Here is a 25,565-nt window from a genome sequence, read left to right on the forward strand (position 1 = left end):
GAAACGCCGTGCGTGACGTTTCTGTAAGAGGTCGATGAGCTGGGAGATCGCCATAAGATTACCAACGTGTGAGCTGCGCTCGGATGGGGGACGCGTGCGCTTGCTGAGCTATAATGTGTCCGTTTTTATGTTCATTCTCGGAGAGCGGGATAGCAGATGAAAACGCCTCGCGACAACACGGACCGGCACGTGCAAGATCGGACGACGGTCATGCCACCTCTTTCTCCCGCATATGGATCGGGGTCGGGTGCCCATGGGGACGATACCGGTCGTTTGACCGGCAATTCGCACCACGGCGCCAACTTGGGCGGCTCGCGTTTCGCCCAAGGGGATGAACGCCAGGCGGTCGGCTCCGCCGCGTACGCGCCGTCGCATCGCGCGGCCGCGTCGAAACCTGAAAGGCGGCGCGGCCGCGGGCCCCTCATCGCGCTCGGCGTGCTCCTCCTCGTAGTCGCCGTGGCGTACGGGGCGGGCGTCGTGCTGTTCAGCAACGCCTGCTACCCCAACACCGTCATCGCCGACGTCGACGTGTCCCTGATGATGCGCGATACGGCCGTCTCGCGCGTGAAGACCTCGGCCGAAGGGTATCGCCTCACCATCGAGGGCGATGGCTTCACGTGGCAGTTCGACCCCGAGTCCGCCAGCGAGGTCATCGACGCGGGCGCCGCGGTCGCGGCCGTCATCGATGGCAACGAGCCCTTCATCTGGCCCGCGCGCCTTGTTCAGGCCCTGCAGAGCGAGCCCGCCGAGGGGGCCGTGAAGTCGACTGAGGACGGCGAGGAGGACGTCGAGCTCGACGACATCGCGCTGCCCGACTCCTTTGACCGCGATGCCTTCCTCGAGGAGCTGGGCGCCGCGCTTGACGCCTACAACGCCACGCGCACGGGGACGTTCGACGCCGCCGGCGCCTACGATGCCGAGGCGGGCATGTTCACGTTGTCCAAGGCGCGCTCCAACCAAAAGCTGGACGCCGCCTCCATCGAGCGCGCCGCCCTGATGGCGATCTCGACGCTCGACGACACGGTAACACTTGATGAGCAGAGTTTCGTGCCGCTCGCCAACGGCGCATCCGAGGAGCAGGTCCAGGCCGCCATCGATGCGGCCAACGAGCTCATCGGCACCGATGTGGACCTCAAGATGGGCGGCAACGTGGTGGCGACGCTCGACGGCTCGACCTTTGTGCAGTGGATGACCTTCGACGAGAACCTCACGCCCACGCTCACGACCGAGCCCCTCACCGCGTGGGTGCACGAGCTCGCCGTGAGCAAGCTCGACACCATCGGCTGCGAGCGCACCTACACGCGACCCGACGGCAAGTCCGTCACGGTGAGCGGCGGCACGTACGGCTGGAACAGCAACGAGGCGGAGCTCGTCAAGCTGCTGCAGGATGCCGTGGCCAACAAGCAGGTCGGGGAGGTCGACGTTCCCACCTTGCAAAACGCCGCAACGTGGACGGCCAAGGGCGAGCGCGACTGGGGGGCGTACTGCGACATCGACCTGACCGAGCAGCATGTGCGCTACTACGATGCCGCCGGTACGCTCGTGTGGGAGAGCGGTTGCGTGACGGGCAACCCCAATGAGGGCGACGCCACGCCGACGGGCGTGTACATCCTCAACGCCAAGCGCCAAAACGAGACGCTCATCGGCTTTGACGAGGACAAGGACGGCGAGCCCGACTACAAGTCGCCCGTGGCGTACTGGATGCCCTTTGTGGGCAACGCGATCGGCCTGCACGACGCGACGTGGCAACCCGCGGCCTACTTCTCCAATCCGCAGGCGTATACCTGGGCGGGAAGCCACGGCTGCGTCAACCTGCCCCTGGACAAGGCGGCGGAGCTCTACAACCTGATCCAGGTGGGCGACTGTGTGATCGTGCACCCATAGGGGAGTGCTGGCGCGCGAACGCGGATGTGTATCGGATACGTATAAGGGTGGGCGCCGTCAGATCTCTCTGCGGCGCCCACCCGTATGCAGCGGTGCGTCGTTTGGCCGGCATTTTACGCGAGTCTTCCGTTTGATCGGGGAGGCGTCTCGGTTTCGCTTGACGATTCGCTCGACGACAACCCCTTACGAGCACATACCGCAACGGGCGCAGGCGCTCTGGGCGCTCGGCGCGACGGCGATGCCTCCCTGCGCGGTCTCGCGCAGGGTCGCGGGAAGCGCGTGCCCCACGGCGAGCATCGTCGCCGCCATCTCGTCGAACGGCACGAGAGAGCGGACGCCCGAGAGGGCGAGCTGCGCTCCGGTGAACGCCGCGGCCACGCCGATGGCGTTGCGGTTTTGACAGGGCACCTCCACCAGACCGCCGACCGGGTCGCACACGAGGCCCAGCAGATTGGCGATGGTGATCGACGCGGCATCGAGCGCCTGATCGGGCGTGCCCCCGTGCAGCTGGACGAGGGCCGCGGACGCCATGGCTGCGGCGGAGCCGACCTCGGCCTGGCACCCGCCCTCGGCACCGGCGACGCAGGCGGAGGTCGACAGGATGAGCCCCACCGCCGCGGCGGCGTACAGCGCGTCGGAGATCTCGTCGTCGGTCGCGTCGAGGGCCTCCGCGCAGGCGAGCACGCATCCGGGCACCACGCCGGCGGAGCCCGCCGTGGGCGCGGCGACGATGACGCCCATGGAGGCGGAGCGTTCGAGCACCGCCATGGCGCGGGCAACAGCCGACGCCTGCGTGGTGCCGAGCAGCGTTTCGTCGAGTCGTGCACCGCCCTGCGCGACGAGCCTCGCCTCGCCGCCGATAAAGCCGCCGAGCGAGCGTTGCGGGCGCGCGATGGGCGCCGTGGTCTCGTTGCGCATCACCTCGAGCACGCGCGCCATGGTGCTCCGCGCGCGCCGCTCGCCGGACATGAGCTCTTCTCGCGCGCGCATGACCTCGCCGATCGTGAGCCCTTTCTCATGGCAGGCGGTGAGGAGCTGCGCGGCGTCGTCGAACAGGTCGGGTACGGAGACGCCCGGCGCCAAGGAGGACGCGGCGCCCGGCATCTCGATGAAGGTCGCGTAGTCGACCAGGTCTAGGGCGCGCACCGCGTCGAGGACGCCCGTCGCGGGGGCGCCGTCGGTCTCGAAGACGGAGTAGGCGCGGCCCCCCGCCTCGGTGCGGTAGGTACGGCAAAAGGCGATGTTCATGCTCGCGTGCGCGAGGGCCCCCGTGAGGGCGGCGAGCGCGCCGGGTGCGTCTTGGTGAGCGACGAACAGGGTGGTGTACAGGCCCGAGATCTCGACGTGCACGCCGTTGATGGCGCTGATGCGCATCCGACCGCCGCCAAGGCTCTCGCCGCGCACGTCCGCTTGGGCCCCCGTGTCGCTCACCAGGTGGATGTCGACCGTGTTGGGGTGGATCGAGGGGTCGTCTCCGGCGATGTCGAACTCATAGGCGAGCCCCGCGGCGTCCGCGAGCGCGAAGGCGTCGGGGATGCGCTCGTCGTCGGTGTCGAGCCCGAGCGTTCCGGCCACGAGCGCCCGGTCCGTACCGTGTCCGCGGTAGGTGTGGGCAAAGCTGTTCCAGAGCGTGAAGCGCACCGCCTTGATGGAGCCTTCGATAAGGGTCGCCGCCACGCGCGCGCAGCGGAGCGCTCCCGCCGTATGCGACGAAGAGGGCCCGACCATGACGGGCCCCAGTATCTCAAACGCCGAGGTCGTGGCAAACGATTGGGGCTTCGAACCCATGGCTCCTCCTACTGGACGGGCTTGCGCGGGGTGCATCCCCCGCGCTCAGCTTCACTTCGCTCAGAATCGCGCGAGGGATGCACCCCGCGCAAGCCCTCCCCGAAAGGAGTCGAACAGCTTCTTCATACACGTAGAAATGGCTGGTACGGTAACGGATAAAGCGAGGTGTCCGTGCACCCAACGTCTTGCGTAGGCGAATGGTCGGGGCGGTCTGCACCGCATCGACCTCGTTCGTCTGATGGCGAGCGTACATACACGTTGGCCGCGCCCCCTTTTATCCCTGAGCGATTTCTGAGCCCAAGCGAAGCTGAGCGAAGGGATAAAAGGGGGCGCGGCCGGTCGGGCGGATTACCCCGCCATCGGGCGGGCGCGATCGATGCGGGCGAGGCAGTCGTCGCGGCCGATGAGCGCCATGGTCTCACCCAGCGGCGGGCTCACCATGTTGCCGCATACCGCCACGCGCACGGCACCAAAGACCAGGCGCTTCTTGACGTCGAGCACCTCGGGCAGAGGCTCGAGCGCGGCGTCGATGTTCTCAGCCGTCCAATCGGTCACGTCCTCAAGTGCGGTCCGCGCTGCGTCGAGTACAGCACCCATGCCCTCTTTGGCGAGGCCCTTGGCCACGGACTTCTCGTCGTACTCGAGCGTCTCGGCGGTCTTGAAGACGGGGGTGGCGACCACGGCGGCGTCGGCCGGCATCTTGGTGCGCGGGCGGACGATGGCGGCAAGGGCGTCGACCCATGCCTCGTCGGCCTCGAAGCCCTCATCGATCAAGCCGGCGCGCAGCAGCTCAGGAAGCATGATCTGGTCGGCGAAGTCGGCATCGGACATGGCGTTGATGTACTCGGCGTTCATCCAGTCGAGCTTCTTGGGGTCGAAGGTCGCCGGGTTCTTGGAGATGCGCTCGAGGCTGAACTGGCTTGCGAGCACGTCGCGCGGGATGACCGTGGTCTCGCCGTCGAGCGACCAGCCGAGCAGCGCCAGGTAGTTCACGAAGGCGTCGGACAGGTAGCCGGCGTCGCGGTACTCCTCCACGGAGGTGGCGCCGTGGCGCTTGGAGAGCTTCTTGCCGTCGGCGCCCAAGATCATGGAGATGTGCGCGAAGGTGGGTACCGGGGCGCCGAGGGCCTCATAGACCATGACCTGACGTGGGGTGTTGGAGAGGTGGTCGTCGCCGCGGATGACGTGGGTGATGCCCATGGCGGCGTCGTCCACCACGGTGGCGAAGTTGTAGGTGGGCGTGCCGTCGGAGCGGAAGATCACGAAGTCGTCGAGCTCCTTGGCGTCGAACGTGACCTTGCCGTGGACGGCGTCGTTGATCACGACGTTGCCGCGATCCTCGGGCACCTTGATGCGCAGCGTGTAGGGCTCGCCGGCCTCCATGCGTGAGCGCGCCTCGTCGGCGGGGATGTCGCGGCAGCGGCGCTGGTAGCCCTGGAAGGGGTCCTTGCGCGCCGCGGCGGCCTCGCGGTCGGCGGCGAGCTGCTCGGGCGTGCAGAAGCAGGGGTACGCCTTGCCTTCGGCGAGCAGGCGCTCGGCGGCCTCGCGGTAGATGTCAAGGCGCTCGGTCTGGGAATACGGGCCGAAGTCGCCGCCGACCTCGGGGCCCTCGTCCCAGTCAAGGCCCAGCCAGCGCATGGCGCGCAGGATGACCTGCGTGTTCTCCTCGGTTGAGCGGGCCGGGTCGGTGTCGTCGATGCGCAGGATGAACGCCCCGCCGCATGAGCGGGCGAACGCCCAGTTGTAGATGGCGGTGCGGGCGCCGCCGATGTGCAGCTTGCCGGTGGGCGACGGCGCGAAGCGGACGCGGACGGGAGAGGTCATGTACGGCTCCTCTGCAATACGGATACCAGTTGAACGACCTGCATTATACATGCATCCCGCCGCCGCATGCCCCGCTGCGGGCGCACCTGCTGGGATGGACACACAAGTTCGACTTCGCGCCGCCGCGGCGCGAGCGGGCGTCGCGGGGCGACGCATGAGAGGGGAGAGCGACATGAGGCTTGCGGTGTTCGACGTCGGGGGCACGGCCATCAAGTATGCGGCGATGACGGACGGAGAGATGGACGGCAAGGGCGAGGTCCCCACGCCGGCCACGTGCTCGGGTGATTTCCTGGCCGCCATCGAGGGCGTGCTCGACGCCCTGCGTGCGGGGATGGCGCGCCTGCATGAGACCGACTTGTGCTACCGTTTTCCGCCATCGATTGCGCGCGGGCCACAGCCCCACCTCTCAATTTGGTGCCCGCCCTCTTTTTGAGGGCGGGGTGCCTAAACGGGCACCTTCTGGTGCGGGCGGTAGGCCCACATGTGGTCGATGGGGCCGGAGCCGGCGCCCAGGTTGAGCCCGGCCTCGAGCGCGCCCATGAGGTATGACTTCGCTGCCGCCACCGATTCTTCAAGCCCGAGACCTCTGGCGAGACCGCAGGCAATGGCCGACGAGAGCGTGCAGCCGGTGCCGTGGGTGTTTTCGGTATCGACGCGGGGGCTGCGAAGCCACGTCGTGCGAACGCCCGCACCGACGTCTGCGGTTTCAGTCGGTGGCAGGGCCAGCACGTCGTTGGCATCGTGGACGCCGTGCCCCCCTTTGACGAGCACGGCGCAGCCGAAGCGGTCGGCCAGCGCGACGGCCGCCCGCTCCTGGTCCTTCTCGTCGCGCACCTCGAAGCCTGCGAGGACCTCGGCTTCCGGCATGTTGGGCGTGATGAGGCGCGCGAGCGGTATGAGTCGATCTTCGAGTGCATGGACCGCGTCCTCGGCGATGAGGCGGGCGCCGGATGTGGCGACCATCACGGGATCCAGCACGATGTTGGTGGCGCTCCAGCGCGTGAGCGCGTCGGCGACGGCTTCGATGACGGGCGCCGACGGGCACATGCCGATCTTTATCGCCGCGGGCGGGATGTCCTCGAATATCGCATCAATCTGTTCGGCTATGAACGTCGGCGTCGCCTCGAGCACGTTGCGGACGCCCATGGTGTTCTGCGCGGTGAGCGCGGTCACGGCCGTCTCGGCGAACAGCCCGTGGGCCGCGACGGTCTTGATATCCGCCTGGATGCCCGCGCCGCCGCTCGAGTCGGAGCCGGCGATGGCGAGTACGGCGGGCAGTGCGGCGCATGCCGGGGGCAACGCCGGAAAGGCGGATTCGCCGCCGCCGAGCATCTCGTCCAGACGGGCGCGCAGGCTTCGCGCGGCAGCTTGGGCGTCATCGGCCGCGAAGAGGGCCGAGACCACGGCCGCGCCGTCTACACCTGAGTTCGCGAGCACGTCGAGCGTCTCGACGCGCAGCCCGCCGATGCCCACCACGGGGATGTCCACCGCTCGGCAGATGCGCGCGAGCTCTTCGGAGGTGACATCGACGGCATCGGGCTTGGTGGGGGTGGGGATAAGCGCGCCCACGCCCAGGTAGTCGGCTCCCGCCGCCTGGGCAGCGCGCGCCTCCTCGACGGTCTGGACCGAGACGCCGATGATGGCGCCGTCACCCAGCAGCCGACGCGCATCGGCGCAGGCGGTATCGCTTTGGCCCACGTGGACGCCGTCGGCACCCACCTCGCGTGCGATCTCGACCTCGTCGTCGATCACGAAGGGCACGCCTGCGGCATGGCAGATGGGCATGAGCTCGCGAGCGAGCGCTACGATCTCATCGTGCGTGGCGTGCTTCTCGCGCAGCTGGATGAAGGTGGCGCCGCCGGCTATAGCGTCGGCTACGAGCTCGGGCAGGGTGCGTCCGTTGAGCCAGGCCCGATCGGTCACGGCATATAGGCGCATATGCGTACGGATGTCCTGGGCGCTCCAGCGCCCGCGGCGAGGTGCCATGTACGAATCTCCTCTCGATTGCGATGCCCTCCGCGTCGGAGGGCTGCCCGAAGGGCCGTGTGGCGAGGGGGCACTGGCACTGCCCTTCGGGGACGGCAGGGCGGGCGGGTGCGTGCCCGCCCTGCCTCGGCTGCAAGGGCGCGGCCCCCTAGAGCTCCTCCACGAGCGCTCCGGCAGCGAGCTGCTCGGCGGTCATGTTGCAGATAGCGTCGAGCAGGTAGGTGCGGAAGCTGCCGTTTCCATCGAGCTCGCCCATGCGCGAGGCCGCGATCTGGCCGGCCAGGCCCTCGCCTGCGATGGCGGCGACGACGGCCTCGAGCCTGGAGGCGGGGTTGGCCGTCACGTAGGCGCCCACGAGGCACGAGAGCACGCAGCCGGCGCCCGTCATCTTGCCCATGAGGGCAACGCCGTTGCGGATGGCAACGGCGCGATCGGCGCTCGCCACGATGTCGATGGCGCCGGTGATGGCCACGATGGCATCGAGCTTTGCCGCGAGCTCGCGTGCGAAGGCGGCGCTCTCGGCGAGATTCTCGTCGGTCACCACGTCGTCGGGGTTCACGTCGACGCCGCGCGTGGAGGAGGCGGCACCCGCGACGGCCTTGACCTCGCTCATGTTGCCGCGGATGACGGTGATGGGCAGGGTGTCGATGAGCTCGGAGGCGGTGGCGGTGCGCAGCGCCGAGGCGCCGGCGCCCACCGGGTCGAGCACGATGGCGTGCTCGAGCTCGGCCGCGCGCTTGCCGGCCACGCGCATGCCCTCGATGGAGTGCTGGTTGAGCGTGCCGATGTTGAGCACGAGACCGCCGCAGATGCTCGTGATGTCGGCCACGTCCTCGGGCTCGTCGCTCATGATGGGCGAGCCGCCGCACGCCAGCAGCGCGTTGGCGCAATCGTTGACCGTCACATAGTTGGTGATGCAATGCACCAGCGGCACCGTCTCGCGAACAGCAGTGAGGGCGTCCTTAAGATCAGCGGCGGAAATAGTCATAGTAAGCAATCCTTCCATAACGAATGAAACGCTTCTGCCAGGGCGGATGCAATGCCAAGGCAGAGCATCAAGCAAGTTTTTTCTTTTAGGAACGTGGTGGCGCGTAGCCAGCCACCTCAGCCGTGGCAACGCAGGGTCGGGGGGCGGGGTGAACCCCTCGCGCGATTTCTGAGGCAAAGCCGAAGCTGAACGTGAGAGGTTCACCCCGTCCCCCCGACCCGGCCATTATCCTCAGCCACGTCGCCCGAGCCTAGTGCTCCGAGTCCAGATCGATCGTCGTCCCCTCGAGCACCTTGTTGACCGTGCGCACCGCACACATCTTGCCGCACATCGTGCAGGTGCCCTTGGTGGCCGCCGGCGATGCCTCGTAGCGCTCGCGAGCCGTCTGGGGATCGAGGGCGTACTTCCACATCTCTTCCCAGTCGAGCTTGCGCCGGGCCTGCGCCATGCGGTTATCCGCGTCGCGCGCGCCGGGGACGCCCTTGGCGATGTCGGCCGCGTGGGCCGCGATCTTGGTCGCCATGAGGCCTTCGAGCACGTCGTGGGCGTCGGGCAGGCACAGGTGCTCGGCGGGGGTCACGTAGCATAGGAAGTCCGCGCCGGCCGAGGCCGAGATGGCGCCGCCGATGGCCGCGGTGATGTGGTCGTAGCCCACGCCGATGTCGGTCACGAGCGGCCCCAGCACGTAGAAGGGGGCGTTGTGGCACAACCGCTTTTGCAGCTTGATGTTCGCCGCGATCTCGTCGATCGCCATGTGCCCGGGGCCCTCGACCATGACCTGCACGCCGGCGTCCCAGGCGCGTTTGGTGAGCTTGCCCAGCTCGATCATCTCGGCGGTCTCCATGGCGTCGTTGGCGTCGTAGAGGCAACCCGGGCGGCAGGAGTCGCCGAGCGAGATGGTCACGTCGTACTCGTGGCAGATTTTGAGGACCTCATCGTAGAACTCGTAGAAGGGGTTCTCGTTGCCGGTGACCTCCATCCAGCCAAAGAGCAGGCTGCCGCCGCGGCTCACGATGTTCATGAGGCGGCCGGTCTCCTTGAAGGTCTTCACCACCGAGCGGTTGATGCCCGCGTGCACGGTGACGAAGTCCACGCCGTCCTCGGCATGCACGCGCAGGACCTCGAGCAGGTCCTCGGCGGTGAGTTCGACCAGCGGTTTCTCCATGTAGCCGATGGCGTCGTACATGGGCACGGTACCCACCATGAGCGGACACTCGTCGATCACCTGTTGGCGGAAGGCACGGGTCTTGCCGGAGTTGGAGAGGTCCATGATGGCATCGGCGCCGCGGTTGACGGCGATGCCGACCTTCTTCCACTCCTCGGCTGCGTCGGCCTTGTCGCCCGAGATGCCGAGGTTCACGTTGACCTTGGTGGAGAGGCCCTCGCCCACGCCGCGCGGGGTGAGGCCGCGCTCGATATGGCGGATGTTGGCCGGGATGGCGATCGAGCCGCGCGCCACGCGCTCGCGGATGTACCCGGGGTCGCGCCCCTCGTGCTCGGCCACGGTGCGCATCTGCGGGGTGATCTTGCCCGCGCGGGCGAAGTCCATCTGCGTGATGGGCTCGTTCGGCGGATTGCCGGCGGTGTTGATGGTGCTCATGCACTCGCTCCCTTCGTTGGCATTATCCATATCAGGTTCTTCGGGTCGGGGCGGGCGCCGCCCCCTCTCAGCTTGCCGTCTCGTCCTGCAGGCTCCCCGTGATATGCAGTTGTCGGTTCCGATTGTAAGCCCTATCCGCGCACACGGCGCCGTCTTTCGCGCCTTTTACCTAGCGTTTATTGAAGACGAAGGTCTGACGCGGTCCGCTCCCGTTCGAAAGCTCGGGCGCGAAGCGGAACCCCATATCGAAGCGTTTGAGGTCGTCGGGGCCCTCGGCTCCCATCTCGAGTCGATAGGGCTGCACGGCGTCGAAGGGACGCGCGCAGCCGTAGAGCTCGGACAGGATCCAGAGGTGCTCCTGCAGCCAGGCGAGCGCGCACTCGTCCAGGATCCCGGGGGCCATGTTCTGATACTGGATTCCCACGTAGGAGAAGATCGCGGGCGCAACGAGGCGGGCGAGGGCGGGATCGTCGAGGCCTGCCCCTCCGTGAGGTCCTCGGGGTTCTCGGGCAGCGGGAACCTGAGGCCCCTCACCCGCCCGGCCGGGTCGGGAGGGGCGGGCTCACCCTTGCGCGGGCGTCCGCGGCGCCGTCTCGGCGCGGGCGCCGACCCGGTCTCCCTCCACGCGCGGCGCCCCGGCTCGTCGAGGGCGCCGGTCGCCCACGAGACGGCGTGGAAGGGGTCGACGGCGAGCTCGGCGCCGGGGGCCCTCTCCGCGACGACGTCGGCGATCCGGCGCGCGCCGCCGGCGGTGACGACCTCGATGCCGGCGCGCTGCCCCTCCGTGAGCGGGTCGAGGAAGGCGTTGAGCTGGCGCCTGCCGTGGCCGGCGCAGGCCCACACGACCCTTCCCCGGTCGTGGTCGACCACCACGGTCATGTACTTGCGGCCCTTCTCGTAGCCGGTCTCGTCGACGCCGATCGAGCGCAGACCGTCGAGGCGGCCCCGCCCGTCGGCCTCCTCGAGCGATGCCCCCACGCGGGCGCATATCCCGTCCACGGGACCGCCTGCGCCTTGACGCCGCGCTCGGGGCACTCCACGCGGCGCGGGGTGCGCCGCTGCCGTTAGATGTCGGTTTTCACCGTCCGCTCAACCCACACAAATCCCCGAAGAATCCTTAAAAATGTCAAGTAATGAGGGAAATCATCAAAAGCGTTGCAAAATGGTAGATGTGTCGTATACTGGTCATCAAATTTAAATACCTTATCCCCCTAGGAAGCTCGCCAGTGCTCAAGAAGTTATTACATACTCTAATATGTGTTGGGGGGGGGTCGCTCTTTCGCTCCTCATTGCATTTGTAGGTGTTCGTCTTCTAGGATTGACCCCTTATGCAGTTCTGAGTGGCAGTATGGAGCCCGAGTACCCCGTGGGCTCCCTCATCTACGTTGCCTCCGTGGAGCCGGAAGAGGTCTCGATCGGTGATGCGATCACCTTCGAGCTGGGGTCGGGCACGCTGGTGACCCATCAGGTCTACGAGGTGGACCAAGCCAATCGACAATTCAATACGCAGGGCATCGCCAACAAGACGGGCGACGGCGAGATCGTGCATGACGCGCAGCCGGTGCCGTACGAGCGCTTGGTTGGCAAGCCCGTGCTGTGCATTCCCTTCCTTGGTTATCTCAACAGCCTGCTCACGGGGCGGGCTGGCCTCTTCATCATCGCGGCTGCCCTCCTGCTGATGCTCGCCGCGGCGATCGGCATCGAGCTCATCGAGCGCTCCGAGGCCGATCACACCCCGATCGGGTCGCACATGCGCAGATAGAGCGCATGTCGCCATAGGTAACCAGCGCGCGAGCGCAAGGAAGGAGAACATGATGGAACAGCAGAAGAAGAAAAGGACCGGCCTGGTGATCGCCCTCGTGGCCTGTCTCGCCCTCGTCGGCGTCGCCGGCGTCATGGCGTGGTATTCGTCCACGAGCGAGATCACGAACAACTTCGTCGACGGCGGAATCACCGAACCCGGCACCGACCCGACCGACCCCAACAAGCCGCTTAAGCCCGATGTTACCCCCGACCCCGAGCACAACGGACATCATGGCCAGGTCAACGGCAACATCGTCGAGAATCAGTGGATCGCGAACTCCAAGGTGACCCCTGGCTCCTCCATCCCCAAGAACCCCAACGTGGGCATCGGCAAGAACTCCGATAGCTGCTATGTCTTCGTGAACGTCAAGAACAACTTCACGAGCGGCGCCCACTTCACGCTGAACAATGGCTGGAAGGCCGTCCAGGCGACCCAGTACAATAGCCAGGCAAACGAGTACACGGGCGGCCTCTTCGTGTACGTGGGCAAGGACGTCGCTGTCAACGCCGGTGACGCCGCCATCCTCACGGCCAACCCCACCGCCGACAGCTGGACCGGCGAGGTCTTCAGCAAGGTCAAGTTCGATGCGGACGCCGTCCTGGGGAACAGCAAGTCCATCAAGGTGAGCGCCTACCTGGTCGCAGCTTCCAACAAGACCGAGCAGATCGACGTCGCCGAGATCACCGACGCCGCCAAGGCCTGGGCTAACAAGCAGTAGCAAGCACGTACCTCGCATGATGCACCCGGGCGATTCGCTCGCCCGGGTGCATCCCTGCGAGATGCAACGGAGGGAGTCTGCGGAGCCATGAGCGATGCAGTCGAAGACAAGGAAGCAACGACCCGGGCAGCTGGTTCGAATAGCGCCGTGAGAGAGGATGCGAGGCGGGATGGGCCAACGGTGTCCGAGGACGCGCCGCGCCGCCAGCCTGCTCGACGCGCCTGCATCGCGGCGCTCGGGTGCGTGCTGCTTCTCGCCCTGCTGGCGGCTGGCGCCGCGCAGCAGACCCTCTCCGCTGGATCTCGTAGCGCCATCGCGCAGAATCGCGCGACCTTCGGCGGCGTGTCCGTCCGCGTGATCGAGAGCATGCCCGGGCCCTCCGGCGCGGAGGTCCCCGCCGAGACGGTCGATATACCCGTGGGCGATTACGGCAAGGTCGATCGCATGGTGCGCGTGGAGAACGCCGGCTCGCACCCCGCCTATATCCGCGTCCGCCTGGACTTTGTAGGGGAGACCCCGGAAGGGGAGCATATCCCGCTCAACGATTGCATCACCTACCAGTTGGCCGCCCAGGGTTGGACCGAGCATGATGGCTGGTACTACTGCGACACCGCCCTCGAGGGCGGCGAGCGCACGACCGAGCTCATAACCGGCATGGTGGTCGACGCCGCATCCGCGCGCGCCGCAGCGCCCGGAGCGGAGCTCAAGCTCCATGTCGTGGGCCAGGGCGTCCAGGTCGAGAACAACGCCGCCGCGGCGATTGACGCCGAGGGCTGGCCGGAGGAAGGGGGCGAGCGCTGATGGCGAACATTCGAGGTAAGGTGCTCTCCATATGCGTCGCGCTGCTGCTGGCTGGATCGTTCCTGATGGTTCCCGCGCCCGCTGCGGCCCAGCAACAGGTCACCACCATCAAGAACTTCGCGGATCTGCTCTCGGCGTGCCTGAGCTCGAGGAACATGGATACGAGCAACGTCCATTACGTCCTCGACCTGCACGACGCCAAGGACAAGACGCTCGACTTGTCGAGCGATCAGGTCGATAGCATCGTCCAACAGATCGGTTCGCTCACCTTCGGCAGCAAGGACAACCCCTTCAAGGGCACCTTCGACGGCCAGGGCTACACCATCAAAGGCCTTAACTACGAGCGGAAACTCTTCGTCCCCGCCCCCGACACGGGCCTGTTCGCCTGGACGGACGGCGCCACCATCAAGAACATCAACTTCGAGGACGCCTACATCGGCGCGGACTATCGTGGTGGCGTGATCGTGGGCTACGCCAAGAACAGCAACTTCGAGCACATCAAGCTCACCAACTGCACGTCGTCGGTCACCCCGGCCAACAACGCCGTCTCGCTGGTTACCAACGCCGGCCTGGCCGGAGGCATGGTCGCGGGCGAGGCTGAGGGCTGCACGTTCTACGACATCGAGGTCGAGGGCGGCAGTGTCATCAACAACTCCACGATCGCGGTGTCCGGCCTCGGCGGCGAGGGTCTGTATCTGGGGGCCATCGCGGGCATCGCGGAAGGCTCTACCATCGAGTACTGCCGCACCCTGCCCATCCGTTCGCTCGGCGCAGACGGCAAGGTCGCCTACACCTATCCGCGCGTGCACAACAAGTACGACGTCGCGGTTGGCGCCGTCGCCGGTCAGGCGGTGTACGCGGGCGGTATAGCGGGGGCCATCGGCAAGGGCACGCGCGTCATCGACAGCTTCTCGACCGCGGACTGCTACACCTACGCCGCGACTTACGTCAGCGTGGGCGCGGGCAACGTCGGGTACGTCGGCGGCATCGCCGCGCGCTCCGACAACGGCTCCCAGATCACCCGTTGCCACTACGCCGGCAACCTGCACTCCAATCTGTACAACGCGCTGCTGGTGATCCCCATCATCCAGAAGAACCTCTACCTGGGCGGAATCGTCCAGCAGGACAACGACGCCGACTGCGCGATCCGCGATACCTACTTCAAGCCGAGCGTGAGCAGCGTGCTCGACCCGGGCACCAACAAGGACCTGCCCTCGATCAACGACCGCAGGAACAAGAAGGTGTACTCGGGCTCCTCGTTCGGTCCCCAGGACGACAAGACCTATGCCGACCGCTCGTTCTGGGAGTCGGCGGACTTCGACTTCGAGGGCGGCATCCAGCGCACGACCGACTGCCTGGGCGGCAAACCCCATATCAACAAGTGGATCATGGATTACGACCTGGGGATTCCCGTGCACGGCTCCTCCGTCAAGGCCACAATCGACTTCCCCGGAGCGGGCACGGCGACCATCGGTCCCAACTCGCTCATCGCGACCAACGCGCCTCAGACCACCTCCGATCCCTACACCTTCGCCGTCCAGGGCTACCTGCCGAGCGATTTCGACATGGAGCTCGAGGCCAAGACGACCGCTTTGGACGAGATCGCCGATTCCGAGCTGAGCGATCCCAAGAACCAGGGCTTCGTCTTCCGCGAGTGGTATCGTGCGCGCGATGTCGACGAGAACCGCATCGACCCCGATCCCTCCCTGATCGCCGGATTGATCACGGCGGGGGAGACGGTGTCGGCAAATGCCGTCACCAAGGTGAAGAACACCGGACCCGGAGACGACTCCGGCTTCCGCGACAACGACCTCTTCATCGCCCACAGCCAGGCGATGGTGCTGTTCCACGACGTCAAGGGCGACGTGGTCGACCCGATGACCGGTGAGCCGCGTGGCGTCTCCGAGGCGGATTGGTACGATTGTGCCGCTCCGCTACCCAACGCCGTCGAGCCCAAGGTCGACCGCGCGCAGGGCGGCTCCGTGAGCGACACCGCGGTCTTCCAGGGATGGACGAGCAGGAAGAACACCGAGGGTCCCGATGCCGGCTATGCCGCCGTCACTTCGACCCAGCTCGCCGCCATGAAGCGCGACGGCGTCTTCTACGCCGCGGGAGACCCCGTGATGCGCCCGCTCGACCTGTATCCCGTCTACTCGGATTACTCGTCCAACATCAAGACGGTGTTCGAGGGCCATAAGTACGATGTCGCCGGCGCTCCCGTCGTCGACGACAAGCCCTTCATGCGCAAGGGCGTCGGCGAGACCAGCATCGCTACGCGCGAGGTCGACGGAGTGAAGCGCTACGAGCTGTCGGTCAAGAAGGTCGGCGGCGCCGCCGCGTGGCCGGACGGCTACCGCTTCCGCGGCTGGTACTTCAACCTCGACGACGGCACCGAGGTGCGCCTGTCCGATAAGGAGACCTTTCTGCTGCCGCTCGATACCGACTTGACGCGTGAGACCACCTATACCGCGCGCTTCGAGTACCGCGTCGACTACTATGCGAAGTCCTTCAACGACCCGGACCTGTTCCCCGCGAAGCTCGTCATCTCCAAGTGGGAGCGCTACGAGAGCGTGCCCGCGCAGATTGAGGGCCCGATCTTCGACGCCGAGAGCGTGCTTCACTGGGGCGCCGATTACGCGCGCCACGGCAGGCGGGACGAGCCATGCAACGGAATCTATGCACAAAATATCGTCGCGCCGGTCAAGCTCTACTCCCATAATCTCGTTGAGGAAAACAACTACCACCTTATGGTCGATACCGACTTTCCTGATTCAGGCGCCGTCGACTTGAAGTGGATCGGCGACACGCGCGGTTTCGAGATGAGGTTCACCCCTGACATCGAGGCATCGGATGCGTCCGCTCCCGGCTATCGCTTCCTGTTCTGGTCCCTGCAGAATAGGCAATCCGACGGCCTTGGCAATCGATGGAGCTATGTTAAGAATCCGACTCGAACTGGAAGGCTCGGAAGCACCGCTGCATACAAGTACCGTGGCCGCGCCTTCGTGGTGGCCGAGGCGCGGTTCCATAAGGTGGACGAGCAGCAGACGGTGGAGGTCTGCCGTCGCTACGACGAGCCGGTCCTACTGCCCGCCGACGTGCATCATGACTACAAGTGGCCCTTCGCGCTCGACGGCGTGTCCTTCGACGGTCTCGTGAACGAGACCGGGCCGGAGGATGGCACCCTTGCCGATATCCGCGCCGCCAACGTCGACTCCGGCGCCTCGCCGTCCGCCGCCGAGATGGCGCGCGAGGGCTACTACTTCATCGGATGGATCGACGGATCCAAGGGTTCGGAGACCGAGAAGGGCGGCAAGGTCTGGAACGCCCTCTACGACGGCACCGACGCGTACTGCACCACCGATATCAGCCATGCCCTGTCCTACATCGTGCTCGAGTCCGACCGCGTGAGCGCTCCGATGGACCTCTATCCCATCTATTCCAAGTACGACTACGCCGCGACGACCAACATCAAGCGCGCGGGCGTCGTGGACGGAGCCGGCATCAACGTGCCCAAGGACCCGACGGCGCTCCTCGCCAAGGATCTCGGCGACGGTCGGATCAGGGTCGATTTCTCCGCCGACACCCATACGCGCATCACCGATGGCGGGGACCTCTATAAGCTCGTGTCGTGGACCGTCGAGCGCAACGGAGCGCCTATCGCGACCATCTCGGCAACGGCGCCCGACGGGTCTCCCGCGCCCGAGGTCGGCAAGCCGGTCGGCAACGATAACGCCAAGCTTTCGTATACCTTCCCGGCCGGTCCGTCCTACACCTTCGTGGCGAACTACGAGCCCCTTGCCGTCGTCTACCACACCAACGTCGACGCCGTGCAGGTCGTGACCCGCAACAAGGGCGACCGTTTGGGCGACGCGCCAGAGGGTGCGCCTGCGTTCGCACTCGAGGATGTCGATAAGGTCGCGGGCCAGCGCGTCGTGTTCACGGGTTGGACTGAGGTTCGGCCCGAGGGGGACGCTCAGTACGTTATCGACCACGACGGCACCACGCCTCTCGTCAACAAGTCCACGCGCGTCAACCGCAGCATGGAGCTCTTCGCCGTCTACCGCGTGAGCGGGGTCACGGTCGATTCCAACATCGATGACGTGCTGCTCGGACTCGGATTCACGGACCTCTCGAAGGTGCGCACCGTCGTCCGCGGCGACTTCGGCCGGCTGTCGCTGGCGGCGGAGCCCGTTCCCGGCTACGAGTTCCAGGGTTGGTACCGGGATTACGACCATGCCGCCGGCACGGGAACGCTGGTGACCGAGTCCGATGCCCATCCACTCGGCTCGGCCGTGTTCGATAAGGCGTGCTACACCGCCGTGTACAAGGCGGTCCACGAGGTCCGCTACCACGGCGTCGACGGCGGCGTCATCTACACGGCCTACGTGCACGAGGACGACCCGCGCTCCTTCATCGAGATGGTCGACAAGATCGGTCCCGACGGCAAGCCGACGGGCGAGACCGTGCCGAGCTTCATCGATGCCGAGGCGCTGCTGAAGATCAACGCGCAGCTCGATGCCGCGGCGCAGGTTGCGGGCGCCACGGAGCGCGAGCTGTTCGATAACTGGGCCCGCAAGGTCGATGGGCGCCTGGTGCCGTGCGAGGATGCGTTCTACGAGGCGCAGATCAATCGCGACCTCGACCTGTATCCGGTCGCCTGGCGCGTGTCCGCCTCTGATTCGGCCGGTAAGCCCTTCATGCCCGAGATGCTGTGGGCGCTCGACATGAAGGCGGCCAACGACGGGGATTCCTCGACCGCTCCGGTCAAGGGCTACTTCAAGAACCCTTACGCCCAGCCCGAGCTGAGCGTGACCGTGCAAAAGGTCGGCTACGGGGCGCAGGGTGAGCCTCCGACGGTCGCGCCCCAGCCCGATGTCGACGTCGCCGTCTACGCGGCGCCGATGTTCGATGCGGAGCTCGTAGGCAACGAGATGACCGACGACCAGGGCATCGCGCGATTCAAGTTCAACGGATCCATCGTCATCACCAAGGAGGTGGCGGATGCGGCGGCAGATGGGCGCTCGTTCAGCTTCGTCGTGACCGACACCAAGACGGGGGATTCCAGAACGGTCCTCGTTCCCGTGGCCCTGGCCCAGGGCGGAGCGAGCTGCTCCGGCTCAAAGACGCTCGTGCTCCCGTTTGGCACGTACCGCGTCGCTGAGGACGGTGCCTGGGCCTGGCGCTACGCGGGCGCGCTGAGCGTCGGCGGCAAGCCCTCCGCGAGCCCCGCCACGTTCGACGTCGACACGACCAAGCCCCTGCGCGTGGCGTGCGCCAACGAGCGCGTGAGCGACCTCTGGCTCGACGGCCAGGGGGATGCCCATAACGTGTTCGAAGCACCTGCAAGCACCGTCGCTCCGAAGGGACGTGATCGCCTGTGAGCGCTAAGCACTTCAAGCAGCCGCCTGCCCCGAAGCATGGCCGCACCCCGCGTCGCGCGACGGTCGCCGTTGCTGCCGTCGCCGCGCTGGCGCTACTCGGCGCCGCCGCTACGTTCGCGTACTACACCGCTACGTCCGGAATCACCAACATGTTCACTTCGGCCCACGTCGCGCCCCAGGTGAGCGAGGAATTCAAGCCCGATGCCGGTATCAAGGAGAACGTCGGGGCGATGCTGCCCGACGATGGGAAGAACATCGCCTCCTACGTGCGCATGGGCTTCTCCATCTATTGGCAGGATAAGGACGGCGCCCAGCTCTGGGAGGAGCCGCTCTCATCGGAGTCCGGCCTGCCCACGGGGATCCTTCCCGATTACACCATCGTCATGGGGGACGCTCTTAAGGCAAATCCGCAGCCGGGATCTTGGGTCGAGGGCGCCGACGGCTTCTACTACTGGTGCTCGCCGCTCGAGCCGGGCGCCGCGACCGACGCGCTCATCAAGAAGGTCACGTGGGACCTTGGCCATCCCGACGGGCGCAAGCTCGTGGTCGACGTCTCGGTCCAGGGTATCCAGGTCGATCCCCATCGCGCGTTCAACGAGGCTTGGGGCGCCTCCTCGGGCCTCACGCCCGGCGCTGATGGCGTTCTCGTTCGGAAGGGAGGCAACTGATGCAGCGAGGAGGAATCCGGCGCGGTATGCGCGCCTGCCTGCTCACGGCACTGGTATCGCTCGTCTTGCTGATGGCGTCGGCGCCTACCGCCTGGGGCCAGGGCGTTCCGACGGTTGTCTACGACGGCGCGAGCGAGCAGATCGTCTTCGAGGGGGCCGACGGCACCGATTTGCTTTTGGGCGCGAAGGATCTCATGCCCGGAGACGCGATCGAGCAGAGCGTGCGCGTCGAGGCTCGCAACCTCAGGCGTCCTGTCGAGCTGTTCGTCGAGGCCGTCTTCGAGGGACCGGTGCCCGGTCTTGAGAACGTCGAGGTCGCCGTCCTGCTTGATGGACGCGAAATCGCACGCGGACCGCTTGCTACCCAGCACGGCATGGCCGAGCCCGTCTCACTGGGCACGCTGGATGCGGATGGCTCGCGCGAGCTCCTTGTTTGCTTGAACGTGCCCGTGGAGGTCGGCAACGAGACTATGGAGGCCGTTCAGGCGCTCGACTGGCGCTTCGTCGCGGAGGATCGAGCGGTGGGAGGCGCCGACGGCAACCTCGCCCAGACAGGGGATGGCACGTGGCTGGTCCTCGCGCCCTTCGTGCTCGCTGGCACCGTCCTGGTCACGTGCGGCCTTCGTTCCAGGGCGCGCGGCTAGCTGTTGTGTGCCAATAGGTTGTTTACACCCACGATGCGCGACATGGGAGGGAGGCCCCCGCACGCGCTGTGCGGACGGGACCAATTGTAGTGCTCGATGAAGGCCGGGAGGGCGTCCGGTGTCGCGCACCGTCCGGGCGCACACCGCATGCGTCCTCGTCTCGCCCCACCCGGGCGCGCCTATCTCACAGCCATTTCTTCCACTTGAAGAACGCCAGCTCGGCCGCGATGATGACGAGGCTCAGCGCGATGACCGTGGCGTACCCGTACTCCCAGCTCAGCTCGGGCATGTTCGAGAAGTTCATGCCGTACCACCCCGTGATGGTGGTGATGGGCACGAAGATGGACGCCACGACGGTGAGGTAGAGATTCGTGGCGTCGCGGCGGGCGTCGGCCCGCGCGTCCTTGAGCTCGATGAGCTGCACGCAGTATTCGCGCAGGTACTGGGCTTTCGCGGACAGGCGCTGCGCCTGCTGGGACAGCGTGTTGAACAGCCGCCGATCGGTGCGGGGGAGCAGCCCGTCGTCGTCCTGCGCGATGGTGCTGGCAAGCTCGTCGAGCTGCTGGTAGGCGCCGTTCAGGCGCATGAGCTCCCTGCGGCGGCGCAGGATGCGGCCGTCCTCGCCGCGCAGGCGGCTCGGCGCGGCGATGATGCGCTCCTCGATGTCGGACAGCTCGCCCTCGACGTCGACGAGGCGCAGGAAGTCCTCGCGGATGAGATGGCGCAGCAGCTCGTAGAGGGCGCGCGGGGCCGACGGGTACGACGAGAGGTCGTCGGTGAGGGCGCCCTCGGCCGTGCCGGAGTACGCGCCGTCGATGTTGAGCAGCGCGAGGCGGGCGTCGTCGAGGAAAAAGCCGAAGTGCACGCGCTTGCGCGTGGCGCCCGGGGCCTCGGGCAGGTAGACGGAGCCGGCGAAGCACCCCGCGTACGCCTCGGCGAACGTCGAGTGGCTCGTGGCGAGCTCGCGCAGGGTGCGCAGGACGTCCTTGTCCTCGATGCCGAGGCCGTCGACCTCGCCCAAGTCGATGACCTCGATGCGCGCCGCGGCGGCCTCGCGTCCGCTTCTGCGTCCGCCCTTGCGCCCGCTTTCGTCCTCGGAGCCGCCGCCCTTCGCGGCCCGCCGCCCGCGCGGTGCCTCGTCCGCATGCAGCATCGCGTCGATGCGCTCGATGTCCCGCTCGAGGTCGCGGTGCGTCGTGTCCATGCCCTGCCGTCCTCCCTGTCGTCCTGTGACGCTTGTACCCGTTTTTGCCGCGCGCGTCCCATCGGTGCATGTGCAGCTTTGGCAGAGCCTGCGCGCACGCCCGCCCCGGCACCGCGCCGGGCGCTACAATTACCCAGCGCACCCGGCGGAATGGTAACGGTCGCCGGGTGCAACACGGAAAGGGGCTTATATGCTAGATCAGATTCGTTCCACCCAAGATGCGAAAACCATGCGGCGTCCCGGGTCGGGCTCGTTCGTGTTCACCTCCGAGTCGGTCACCGAGGGACATCCCGACAAGATCGCGGACCAGATTTCCGACGCCATCCTCGATGCCATCCTTGCGAAGGAGGCCGAGCTCGAGACCAAGGGCTACGTCGCGCCCAACGGCACGCCCGCCAAGCTTGAGGACGTCCGCTGTGCATGCGAGACCTTCGTCACCACCGGCACCGTCATCGTCGCCGGCGAGATTCGCACCGAGGCCTACATCGACGTTCAGAACATCGCGCGCGAGGTCGTGCGCCGCATCGGGTACGATCGCGCCAAGTTCGGCTTCGACTGCGACACCTGCGGCGTGCTCAACCTCATCCACGAGCAGAGCCCCGACATCGCGCAGGGCGTCGACGAGTCCTTCGACGCGCAGGCGGGCCGCACCACCGACCCGCTCGACCTCATCGGCGCCGGCGACCAGGGCATGATGTTCGGTTACGCGTCCAACGAGACGCCCACGCTCATGCCCATGCCGCACTACCTGGCGAGCCGCCTGGCGGAGCGCCTGTCCGCGGTGCGCCACGACGGCACGCTCGATTACCTGCGCCCCGACGGCAAGACTCAGGTCACCGTTCGCTACGAGGGCGGCCGCCCCGTCGCCGTCGAGACCGTCGTCATCTCCACGCAGCACGCGCCAGAGGTCGAGGACATGTCGATCATCGAGGCCGACATGCGCGAGCATGTGATCGCGCCCGTTATGGAGGCGGCGGGCATTCCCTGGGACGGCGCCGAGCTGTACGTGAACCCCACCGGGCGCTTCGTGGTGGGCGGCCCTATGGGTGACACGGGCCTCACCGGCCGCAAGATCATCGTCGACACCTACGGCGGCATGGGTCGTCACGGCGGCGGCGCGTTCTCGGGCAAGGACTGCACCAAGGTCGACCGCTCCGCCGCCTACGCGGCGCGCTGGGTGGCCAAGAACGTGGTGGCCGCCGGTCTGGCCGAGCGCTGCGAGATCGAGCTCGCCTACGCCATCGGCGTGAGCCATCCGCTGTCCATCATGGTCGACACGTTCGGCACGGGCTTGGTCGACGAGGCGACGATCACCGATGCCGTGCGCCGCGTGTTCGACCTGCGCCCGGGCGCCATCATCCGCGACCTCGACCTGCGTCGCCCCATCTACGAGAAGACGGCTGCCTATGGCCACTTTGGCCGCGAGGACGCCGACTTTACCTGGGAGCGCACCGACCGCGTGGACGAGCTGCGCGCCGCCTGCGGACTCGGCGCGTAGCGCGCGGGGGACATACCGGGCTGTAGAGCCGTTTGCACGAGAGGGGCCATGCGCTGGCCCCTCTTGCCTTGACGCGCCTGCCTGCACTCGACATGCCCCCATGTGCGCCAGCGCCCGTGCGTTGCGCATCGAGGCGCGTGCGATGTCGCCGTATGCACGCTCTCTGGGCTACACTTGAGCCATGAGACATCTGGATGAACAACAACTGAGTTTGCTGGACGGGCTCGCGGAGCGCGACGACGTGAGGGGAGGCGCCCCTGACGAGGCGGACGAGGCGCATCGAGCCGCCCCGTGCGCCGCGTCGCCCGCATGCGCATCGCGTGACGGCGCGCAGGCAGTCGCATACGTATCGGTCGTCATCGATATTCCGGCGCGCGCGCTGTCCGAGCCCTTTGCCTACGCCGTCGAGCCCGAGCACGAGGAGTCCTGTCAAGTCGGCGTCACGGTCCTCGTGCCGTTCGGGCGCCGCGTCGAGGCGGGGTACGTGGTCGCGCGCGCTCGCTCTTTGGACGAGCTCCCCGGCGCGCGGGGCGTCGATCCGAGCCGCGTGAAGCGCATCCGCGACGTCGCCGCCGCCCCGGCGTTCTCCTCGGCCTCCGCGCGCCTCGCCTTTTGGATGAGCCGTCAGTACGTGGCCCCGCTTTCCGAATGCCTCCGTTTGCTGCTGCCTCCCGGCGGCGCGGGGAAGGTCGTGCGCGGCGAGGACGGCTCCTATGCGTACGAGCCGCCCACTGTGTCGCCCGTCACGGCTCGCTGGGTGAGCCTGACCGATGAGGGGCGCTCGTTTGAGCCCGCCGAGCGCGCGGTGCGCCAGCGCCAGCTCATCGAGGCCCTGTCGTGTGGGCCCGTGACCACCCGCGAGCTCAACCTCATGCAGGGCGACCTGTCCGCCACGGTGCGTGCGCTGGAGAAGCGCGGCGTCGTCGCGGTGGAGGAGCGGCGCAGCTGGCGCGGATGCGACGGGGCGACCACCCTCTCGTCCGCCTGCGGCGCGGCGCCCGACCGGTTGACGGCGGGCCAGCGCGCGGCCCTCGAGGCGATCGCGCGCGCGGCGGATGCGGCGGCGGGCGACGTGGTGCTCATCGACGGCGTGACGGGATCGGGCAAGACCGAGGTCTACCTGTCGGCCATCGAGCGCACGCTCGATGCGGGCCGCACGGCGTGCGTCCTGGTGCCCGAGATCTCGCTCACCGCGCAGACGGTGGGCCGCTTCCGCTCGCGTTTCGGCGACGCGGTCGCGGTGTTCCATTCGCGCCTCTCGGCGGGCGAGCGCCTCGATCAGTGGGACATGGTCCGCTCCGGCGCGGCCCGCGTGGTGGTCGGCGCCCGTTCGGCCCTCTTCTGCCCGCTCGCCAACTTGGGGCTCATCGTGATAGATGAGGAGCACGAGGCGAGCTACAAGCAGGGGAGCAGCCCGCGCTACCATGCCCGCGAGGTCGCCGCCGAGCTCGCGCGCCTCAATGGCTGCCCGCTCGTCCTGGGCTCCGCCACGCCCTCCGCGGAGGCCCTGGCGCGCTGCGAGGCGGGCGGTCATGCCGGTGTGCGCTGGACGCGGGTGGAGATGCCCGAGCGCCCCGGAGGCTCCCGCCTGCCCGAGGTCGTCGTCGCGGACCTGCGGCGCGAGTTCGCGTCCGGTAGCCGCTCGATCTTTTCCAAGCCCCTGCTCGACGCGCTGGACGAGGTGGGCGCCAAGCGCCAAAAGGCGGTGCTGCTGCACAACCGACGGGGGTTCGCGAGCTTTCTCATGTGCCGCGAGTGCGGCTGCGTGCCCACATGCAGGCACTGCTCCACCGCGCTCACGTATCACGAGCGCTCGCACACGCTCGAATGCCACACCTGCGGCGCGTCGTATCGCGTGCGGCCATACCCCGAGTACGGCAGCGCCTGTCCCAAGTGCGGCAGCCGCTATCTTGCCAAGATGGGCCTGGGGACGCAGCAGGTCGAAGACGCCTTGCGGGAGCTGCTGCCGCCCGACGTCGAAGTGATCCGCATGGACGCCGACTCGACGCGGGCCAAGGGCTCGCACCAAAAGCTGCTCGAGCAGTTCGACGCCGCCGAGTGCGCGGTGCTGCTGGGCACGCAGATGATCGCCAAGGGGCTCGACTTTCCCGAGGTCACGCTCGTGGGCGTCATCAATGCGGACTACGCGCTCAAGATGCCCGACTTCCGCGCCGGCGAGCGCGCCTTCGACCTGCTCGAGCAGGTGGCGGGGCGCGCCGGTCGCGGGCGGGACCCGGGGCGCGTGATCATCCAGACCTACGTGCCCGACGAGCCGGTCATCCGCGCGGTCAAGGCGCATGAGCGCGGCATCTTCACCGCCCACGACCTCGCGATGCGCCGCGATGCCCTGTACCCGCCCTATGTCCTCTTGGCGAACATCCTGGTGTGGGGCCGCGAGGAGCGCGCCGCGCGCTCGATGGTCGAGCGCATCGCCGGGGAGCTGCGCTCCCAGATGGGCCTCGACGCGTCGCTCGGGCTGCACCCGTTGGGGGGCGCGGCGCGCCGTCCCGGTTTGGACGCGCCCCAGGTCCTCGGGCCCACGCCCTGCGTGATCGAGCGCGCCAAGGACCGCTACCGGTTTCACATCATCGTCAAGGCGCCGCTCGACTACGACCTCTCCGGCGCGCTCTCGGCCGCCGTCTCGCGCGCCGGGACGCGGCCCGGCGTGAGCATCGCGGTCGACGTGGACGCCTACGATCTCATGTGACCGCCCGCTCCCGCAGGGGCACACACGCCCTCCCGCATACGAGGTCGCCCGTGCGGTTCCCGTGTTTGAA

18 protein-coding genes and 1 riboswitch are annotated in these 25,565 nt (G+C 67.4%); of the genes, 10 read left to right on the forward strand and 8 right to left on the reverse strand.

Annotated elements, in window-relative coordinates:
• Positions 1-210: 210 nt before the first annotated feature.
• Entirely contained in the window at positions 211-1,884 is a 1,674-nt protein-coding gene (locus tag LK434_RS02930) for a L,D-transpeptidase (protein ID WP_083784238.1), read from the forward strand.
• Between the two features lie 183 nt (positions 1,885-2,067).
• Here LK434_RS02930 and sdaAA read toward each other — a convergent pair whose 3' ends face one another.
• Together sdaAA and gltX are read right to left on the reverse strand one after the other, a co-directional pair.
• Positions 2,068-3,672, reverse strand: coding sequence for an L-serine ammonia-lyase, iron-sulfur-dependent, subunit alpha (sdaAA, locus tag LK434_RS02935; protein ID WP_227917824.1), 1,605 nt, complete (start codon positions 3,670-3,672; stop codon positions 2,068-2,070).
• A gap of 348 nt (positions 3,673-4,020) precedes the next feature.
• Positions 4,021-5,496: a glutamate--tRNA ligase gene (gene gltX, locus LK434_RS02940; protein WP_006721318.1), complete on the reverse strand. Its 1,476-nt coding sequence runs from the start codon at positions 5,494-5,496 to the stop codon at positions 4,021-4,023.
• A gap of 172 nt (positions 5,497-5,668) precedes the next feature.
• Here gltX and LK434_RS02945 point away from each other — a divergent pair, with 172 nt between their 5' ends.
• Positions 5,669-5,929 carry an ROK family protein gene (locus tag LK434_RS02945; protein ID WP_040361268.1) on the forward strand — a complete coding sequence of 87 codons (261 nt, stop codon included), beginning with the start codon at positions 5,669-5,671 and terminating at the stop codon, positions 5,927-5,929.
• Between the two features lie 11 nt (positions 5,930-5,940).
• Here LK434_RS02945 and thiD read toward each other — a convergent pair whose 3' ends face one another.
• The 4 genes from thiD to LK434_RS10625 all read right to left on the reverse strand — a co-directional run bounded on the left by thiD (position 5,941) and on the right by LK434_RS10625 (position 11,069).
• A complete protein-coding gene (gene thiD, locus LK434_RS02950) occupies positions 5,941-7,482 on the reverse strand; it encodes a bifunctional hydroxymethylpyrimidine kinase/phosphomethylpyrimidine kinase (RefSeq protein ID WP_227917825.1) in 1,542 nt (513 codons plus the stop codon).
• A 148-nt stretch (positions 7,483-7,630) separates the two neighbouring features.
• On the reverse strand, positions 7,631-8,470 hold the full coding sequence (gene thiM, locus LK434_RS02955) for a hydroxyethylthiazole kinase (RefSeq protein WP_227917826.1): 840 nt from the start codon (positions 8,468-8,470) through the stop codon (positions 7,631-7,633).
• Between the two features lie 250 nt (positions 8,471-8,720).
• Positions 8,721-10,070, reverse strand: a complete 1,350-nt coding sequence (thiC, locus tag LK434_RS02960; RefSeq protein ID WP_040361513.1) for a phosphomethylpyrimidine synthase ThiC — start codon at positions 10,068-10,070, stop codon at positions 8,721-8,723.
• Positions 10,061-10,179, reverse strand: a riboswitch (TPP riboswitch). Its footprint overlaps the gene before it by 10 nt.
• A 56-nt stretch (positions 10,180-10,235) precedes the next feature.
• On the reverse strand, positions 10,236-11,069 hold the full coding sequence (locus LK434_RS10625) for an ISL3 family transposase (protein ID WP_457766484.1): 834 nt from the start codon (positions 11,067-11,069) through the stop codon (positions 10,236-10,238).
• Between the two features lie 256 nt (positions 11,070-11,325).
• On the opposite strand from LK434_RS10625, the gene LK434_RS02975 reads away from it, so the two are divergent.
• The 6 genes from LK434_RS02975 to LK434_RS03000 all read left to right on the forward strand — a co-directional run bounded on the left by LK434_RS02975 (position 11,326) and on the right by LK434_RS03000 (position 20,086).
• On the forward strand, positions 11,326-11,832 hold the full coding sequence (locus LK434_RS02975; protein WP_083784222.1) for a signal peptidase I: 507 nt from the start codon (positions 11,326-11,328) through the stop codon (positions 11,830-11,832).
• 52 nt (positions 11,833-11,884) lie between these two features.
• A complete protein-coding gene (locus LK434_RS02980) occupies positions 11,885-12,592 on the forward strand; it encodes a SipW-dependent-type signal peptide-containing protein (protein ID WP_040361262.1) in 708 nt (235 codons plus the stop codon).
• 87 nt (positions 12,593-12,679) lie between these two features.
• Positions 12,680-13,393 (forward strand): hypothetical protein, encoded by a 714-nt coding sequence (locus LK434_RS02985; protein WP_006721307.1) that lies wholly within the window; start codon positions 12,680-12,682, stop codon positions 13,391-13,393.
• Complete coding sequence (locus tag LK434_RS02990) at positions 13,393-18,774, forward strand: M26 family metallopeptidase (protein WP_006721306.1); 5,382 nt, start codon at positions 13,393-13,395, stop codon at positions 18,772-18,774. The genes LK434_RS02985 and LK434_RS02990 overlap by 1 nt, the downstream gene beginning before the upstream one ends.
• Complete coding sequence (locus LK434_RS02995) at positions 18,771-19,442, forward strand: SipW-dependent-type signal peptide-containing protein (RefSeq protein WP_006721305.1); 672 nt, start codon at positions 18,771-18,773, stop codon at positions 19,440-19,442. Before LK434_RS02990 ends, LK434_RS02995 begins: the two co-directional genes overlap by 4 nt.
• Positions 19,442-20,086 carry a hypothetical protein gene (locus LK434_RS03000; RefSeq protein WP_148334584.1) on the forward strand — a complete coding sequence of 215 codons (645 nt, stop codon included), beginning with the start codon at positions 19,442-19,444 and terminating at the stop codon, positions 20,084-20,086. The genes LK434_RS02995 and LK434_RS03000 overlap by 1 nt, the downstream gene beginning before the upstream one ends.
• Here LK434_RS03000 and LK434_RS03005 read toward each other — a convergent pair.
• Positions 20,083-20,235 (reverse strand): integrase core domain-containing protein, encoded by a 153-nt coding sequence (locus tag LK434_RS03005; RefSeq protein WP_006721303.1) that lies wholly within the window; start codon positions 20,233-20,235, stop codon positions 20,083-20,085. The two genes, LK434_RS03000 and LK434_RS03005, sit on opposite strands and share 4 nt — an antisense overlap.
• Before the next feature lie 35 nt (positions 20,236-20,270).
• A complete protein-coding gene (locus tag LK434_RS03010) occupies positions 20,271-21,290 on the reverse strand; it encodes a CorA family divalent cation transporter (RefSeq protein WP_006721302.1) in 1,020 nt (339 codons plus the stop codon).
• A 190-nt stretch (positions 21,291-21,480) separates the two neighbouring features.
• On the opposite strand from LK434_RS03010, the gene metK reads away from it, so the two are divergent.
• The gene (metK, locus tag LK434_RS03015) at positions 21,481-22,788 is read left to right on the forward strand and encodes a methionine adenosyltransferase (protein WP_006721301.1); all 1,308 of its coding nucleotides are present in this window, start codon (positions 21,481-21,483) and stop codon (positions 22,786-22,788) included.
• Between the two features lie 181 nt (positions 22,789-22,969).
• Positions 22,970-25,495, forward strand: a complete 2,526-nt coding sequence (priA, locus tag LK434_RS03020; RefSeq protein WP_227917827.1) for a replication restart helicase PriA — start codon at positions 22,970-22,972, stop codon at positions 25,493-25,495.
• Positions 25,496-25,565 lie beyond the last annotated feature (70 nt).

The sequence above is a fragment of the Collinsella stercoris DSM 13279 genome, from assembly GCF_020735465.1.
GTDB classification, from domain to species: domain Bacteria; phylum Actinomycetota; class Coriobacteriia; order Coriobacteriales; family Coriobacteriaceae; genus Collinsella; species Collinsella stercoris.